Raw genomic sequence first — 5022 nt, 5'->3', positions numbered from 1 at the left:
TTCCCTGTTCCCTGTTCCCTGTTCCCTGTTCCCTGTTCCCTATTCCCTGTTCCCTGTTCCCTATTCCCTATTCCCTGTTCCCTGTTCCCTGCTATAAATGACTAATGAGCTTAAGAATTTACGGTAATCGACCATTAAAAACTTTACCAGGGAAAGAAACCAGACCCACCAGTGCGCGGGTACGCGAAGCCGTTTTTAATATTTGGCAGGGAACAATAGAAGGTTGTCGTTGGCTGGATGTGTGTGCTGGAACTGGTTCAATGGGTGCGGAGGCTTTGTGTAGAGGAGCCAGCCGAGTTGTGGGAATTGATAAATCCCATCGAGCTTGTGCTATAATCCAACAGAATTGGCAAAACTTAGCGAGTACTGAACAGAAATTTCAGGTAATGCGGGGAGATGTTGTACAGCTTTTGCCAAAATTATCAGGACAGCAATTTGACAGAATTTACTTCGACCCGCCGTATGCAAGTGAGTTATATGAGCGGGTGATAGAGGCGATCGCTCACTCTGGGCTTCTAGATCCTAATGGTGAAATAGCAGTCGAACATAATCCTCAAGATTGGAATCCTCCAGTTATTCCTTCTTGGGAAATTTGCCGTGAAAAAGTTTACGGAAACACGGCTTTGACCTTTTACAGCGTTGTGGATTGAGGGGACAAGGAGATAAATCAATTCAAAATTCAAAATTCAAAATTCAAAATTCAGAATTCAGAATTTCTTATGATCTCCCCTACCTCCAACAGAAGGTGCTATATCCCTGTGTCCTCGGTTTGGATAACTTTATAGACCGAGTTGATTGCCACGTTTGTATTGCTCGTAAGCTTTGTAAAACAATCCAGACAAGGTTACAAAGATTAGACCTAGTACAATACCGTCAAGCAAGGGTTCAACCACGTTAAATCTCCTTTGGTGCTACTGTTCAATATTTTCTTCCCGTCATTGATTCTACCAAATTTGGCAGAAATCCCCTCATCTTCTTCATCCTCTTCATCCCCCTCATCCCCTCATCTGCCTGATTTGCCTCACCTCTACCCCTGCTGAGTTAGCAAAAAAACATTTGTCTGTGCTTGCAGACACCATCAAGAACTTTTAAGCTATGTGTATGAAATGAAAACTTTTTGTACACTTTGACTTTAAAAGTAAACATTTGGAAAACCAGATTACCAAACCTGAAACTCTGATTTGGCGAATCATATTAACGGCGCTGGCGATTCTGCTAGTAGTCCTTGTGAGCATTTTTGCTGTTCGGATTATGAGAACTGCCGATCCATACGTCAAAAGCGTTCTATCCCTCAAAGGGGACCCAACACTCGGACACGCCATCTTTCAAATCAACTGTGCGGGCTGTCATGGCTGGGAAGCAGATGGACGTGTCGGTCCTAGTTTACAAGGAGTCTCAAAGCACAAATCCCCATATGGTCTAATTCACCAAGTCATTAGTGGTGAAACTCCACCCATGCCGAAATTTCAACCCAACCCTCAAGAAATGGCAGATTTGTTGAGTTATTTAGAAACGCTTTAACTTACAGCCAATTATGACAGGTTATTAACATATTGTTCAACGGCTTGATTCATTGCGTCAATAGAAACTGGTTTCCTTTTTGGTTTATGGAGGATACCAGATAATTCTTCAACTTCTATATTCAGCGGCTGTATGTAGACTTTGCTGTCTGGTTGAATAATGAAATTTATGCGAGTGTCCGATTGGAAGTTCAGTTTCTCCTGGGTTTGTTTGCTTACATTTTGGATTTTTTTCACTCCGTTTTCGTCCGCCTAGGACTATAAGTCCCAGGCTAATAGGCAAAGTCCATTAAAATGGACTAAAACTGGAACTGATTTTTGAGTCAATTTAAACACTTTTTGGTATTCAGCAAAAATCTCATTTCAAAGCCTCTTTAACCTCTAAGCTAGGCTGTTCTCTGTTTTCCATAAAGTCCTCAGAAAAGAGTTCAGTCGCGTCAAACAAAGTTTGCCAAGGATTTTCTTTTGAAATTAAGACTACGGCATTGCCTATCTTTTTGATATAAACTTCATTACCTTGAAACTGAAATTCCTTGGGCAATACTACGGTTTGATTTTCACCATTCATCAATAATTTAGCAGTATTCATATTTGAATCTCTCTGTTCTATTGATTTCTTGAACTGTCATGGGTGTTGGGAAAGTTCACTTAATTTCTTTGTGCAATATTATAGCTATATAGAGGCGTAAGCGTTTTTAGAAGTCAGGCGATCGCCCTTTCTCGCTCTGTTCCTTTTTTCTACTCATCTGTCAGGTATACAGCGCAAGCGTTTCATTGATTTGGAATGGGTAGTTTATTTACGCGCCCGGTGTACTAGTGGCTTTAAGGGTGGTGATTTCGGCATCTGCTAAGCCTTTAACACCTGTGATATTCATGTTTTCATAAGGGCGATCGCTTCTCAAAGTTTTTAAACACTCACCTGTTTTAATGTGTTGATTTGTACCATCGCACCGATTAGCTATAAACTCACACCTACTTACCATGCTCAAGGTAGTTTTACTTCACAGCTAGTTATCCCCTTAGCTTTTTTCACAAACTTCTCATCAAAGGTGTAAAACTCAGCATAGTTTTGACTTTGAGCTAGATGAAATGCATCGGCAAAATCTAAACCAGTTTCATGCCATTGTAGTGCTTGAGAAACCAGGCTAGCATTACTCACATTAACATTTGGTAAACCAAAAAGTTTTCTTAAGGCTGCACATATTTCAACTGGTTTGAACTTATAAGCAAACCTCAGCACCCATTCAGTTTCTAAAATCACAGTATCTGGGATAAAAATCGTTTGTGTCTGGAAAATTTCTAGACTTTTTTGATACTGAGCTTCATCATCTTGAGTTAATAGACGCACAATTATGTTAGTATCAACTGCCACCATGCCATGATTCCTCTACACCTTGACGGATAGCATCATCCATATCATCTAAGGATTTTGGTGTGCCTTGATATTTTAAGCAACCTGCAACTTCATTTAATGTAGTTTCTGCAAAAGGTTTTTTAGGCTTGAGAAGAATTCCATCACCTGTATCAATTACAATCAACTCCTGACCTGCTTCCCAGCCATGAGATTTTCGTAACTGTTCGGGAATAATTACTTGTCCAGAGTTTGATACTTTTGTTATTTCCATGTGTGGGAAGGTTTGCTTATCTGGTATTTTTAATTTTACATTTCTCCTTCTTCCACTGCGCCTAATGCTTTAAGGGTGGTGATTTCGGCTTCGGTTAAACCCTTAACACCTGTGATATTCATGTTTTCGTAGGGTCTATCTATCAGAGTTTTTAGACACTCACCCGTGTTAACATCCCAAAGCTTTATTGTTTCATCCCAACTCCCACTAACAAGAGTTTGACCATCCGTGCTGAAAATAACTGAATTTACCCAATGGGTGTGTCCCTGCAAAATTTTCAAGCATTTTCCACTGTGAATATCCCATAGCCTGACTGTTTTATCGTTACTTGCACTGGCAAAAGTCTTACCATCAGGACTAAAGACAACGGAGGGTATCCAACTGGTATGTCCTTGCAGGGTTTTTAGGCATTCACCACTATGGATATCCCATAGCTTTACCATTTGGTCTTGACCACCACTAGCTAAAATTTTACCATCAGGGCTGATTGCTACAGAATTATTCCTAGTGGTATGTCCTTGTAAAGTTTTCAGACATTCTCCTGTGCGGATGTCCCATAGCTTTATTGTTTGATCATAACTTCCACTAGCTAAAACTTTACCGTTAGGACTGAATGTCACTGACCATAACCAGTCGGTATGTCCTTGCAAAGTTTTCAGACATTCTCCGGTATGGATATCCCATAGCTTTATTGTTTTGTCTGCACTCCCACTAGCTAGAGTTGTACCGTTAGGACTGAAAGCCACTGAATTTACAGCTCTTTTAGATCCCTGCAAAGTTTTCAGGCATTCTCCGGTATGGATATCCCATAGCTTTATTGTTTGGTCATAACCGCTACTGGCTAGGATTGTACTATCAGGACTAATTACTACTGAATTTACTCGACTGGTATGCCCCTGCAAGGTTTTCAGGCATTCTCCGGTAGTGGTATCCCATAGCTTCACTGTTGGGTCTTCACTGCTACTGGCTAAGGTTGTACCATCTGAACTTATTGCTATTGACCTTATCGGACAAATAATACCCTGTAAGGTTTTCAGACATTTACCGGTATTGATACTCCATAGCTTCACTGTTTGGTCATCGCTACCACTAATTAGAGTTGCACCGTCAGGACTGAATGTTACTGACCGTACTGAGCTAGTATGTCCCTGTAAGGTTTTTAAACACTCTCCAGTATGAGTATTCCACAGCTTCACTGTTTTGTCATAACTGCTACTGGCTAGGGTTGCACCGTCAGGACTGAATGTTACTGACCGTACCCAGTTGGTATGTTCCTGTAACGTTTTCAAGCATTCTCCTGTATTGGTATCCCAGAGCTTCACTGTTTGATCATCACTGCTACTGGCTAAGGTTGTACCATCTGCACTTATTGCTACTGACCGGACGCGATTAGTATGACCCTGCAAAGTTTTCAGACATTCTCCTGTGCGGATATCCCAGAGCTTCACTGTTTGGTCATCACTGCTACTGGCTAAGGTTGTACCATCGGCACTAACAGCCACTGACTGTACCGAACCGATATGCCCTTGCAAAATTTTTAAGCATTTGCCAGTGTGAATATCCCAGAGCTTTACTGTTTGGTCATCACTGCCACTGGCTAGGATTGTACCATTGGGATTGATTGCTACTGAATTTACCCGATTGGTATGTCCGTGCAAAGTTTTCAAACATTTTCCCGTACGGATATCCCAAAGCTTCAATGTATCGTCAAAACTAGCACTGGCTAAAGTTATACCGTCGGAACTAAAGGCGACTGATCGTATCCAATCGGTATGCCCTTTACAGAGCAAAACTTTTTTACAATCTGCAACTTGCCATAAGCTAATCTCGCAATTAGCATCACCTGTAGCAAACAACTTGCCATCTGGACTAAACGC

General features: G+C 41.2%; 8 protein-coding genes. 2 read left to right on the top strand and 6 right to left on the bottom strand.

The annotated features are described in order from the left end of the window. Window positions 1-104 precede the first annotated feature (104 nt). Complete coding sequence (gene rsmD / locus DP116_RS23195) at window positions 105-650, top strand: 16S rRNA (guanine(966)-N(2))-methyltransferase RsmD (protein ID WP_169157416.1); 546 nt, start codon at window positions 105-107, stop codon at window positions 648-650. A gap of 129 nt (window positions 651-779) precedes the next feature. Here the strand turns inward: rsmD and petG are convergent, their stop codons facing one another. Further along, window positions 780-893 carry a cytochrome b6-f complex subunit V gene (gene petG, locus DP116_RS23190; RefSeq protein WP_169157415.1) on the bottom strand — a complete coding sequence of 38 codons (114 nt, stop codon included), beginning with the start codon at window positions 891-893 and terminating at the stop codon, window positions 780-782. Window positions 894-1146: 253 nt separating this feature from the next. On the opposite strand from petG, the gene DP116_RS23185 reads away from it, so the two are divergent. Then, on the top strand, window positions 1147-1521 hold the full coding sequence (locus DP116_RS23185) for a c-type cytochrome (protein WP_169157414.1): 375 nt from the start codon (window positions 1147-1149) through the stop codon (window positions 1519-1521). Between the two features lie 357 nt (window positions 1522-1878). Here the strand turns inward: DP116_RS23185 and DP116_RS23180 are convergent, their stop codons facing one another. The 5 genes from DP116_RS23180 to DP116_RS29640 all read right to left on the bottom strand — a co-directional run. Further along, entirely contained in the window at window positions 1879-2109 is a 231-nt protein-coding gene (locus DP116_RS23180) for an antitoxin (protein ID WP_169157413.1), read from the bottom strand. 208 nt (window positions 2110-2317) lie between these two features. Then, complete coding sequence (locus DP116_RS23175) at window positions 2318-2503, bottom strand: hypothetical protein (protein ID WP_211173461.1); 186 nt, start codon at window positions 2501-2503, stop codon at window positions 2318-2320. A gap of 2 nt (window positions 2504-2505) precedes the next feature. Continuing rightward, the gene (locus DP116_RS23170) at window positions 2506-2895 is read right to left on the bottom strand and encodes a type II toxin-antitoxin system VapC family toxin (protein ID WP_169157411.1); all 390 of its coding nucleotides are present in this window, start codon (window positions 2893-2895) and stop codon (window positions 2506-2508) included. After that, the gene (locus DP116_RS23165) at window positions 2882-3145 is read right to left on the bottom strand and encodes an AbrB/MazE/SpoVT family DNA-binding domain-containing protein (protein ID WP_169157410.1); all 264 of its coding nucleotides are present in this window, start codon (window positions 3143-3145) and stop codon (window positions 2882-2884) included. The genes DP116_RS23170 and DP116_RS23165 overlap by 14 nt, the downstream gene beginning before the upstream one ends. Before the next feature lie 35 nt (window positions 3146-3180). Continuing rightward, window positions 3181-5022: WD40 repeat domain-containing protein (locus DP116_RS29640; protein WP_246275760.1), on the bottom strand; the 1842-nt coding region annotated here is incomplete at its 5' end.

The sequence above is a fragment of the Brasilonema bromeliae SPC951 genome (assembly GCF_012912135.1).
GTDB classification, from domain to species: domain Bacteria; phylum Cyanobacteriota; class Cyanobacteriia; order Cyanobacteriales; family Nostocaceae; genus Brasilonema; species Brasilonema bromeliae.
This window is presented reverse-complemented; position numbering and strand designations above follow the sequence as displayed.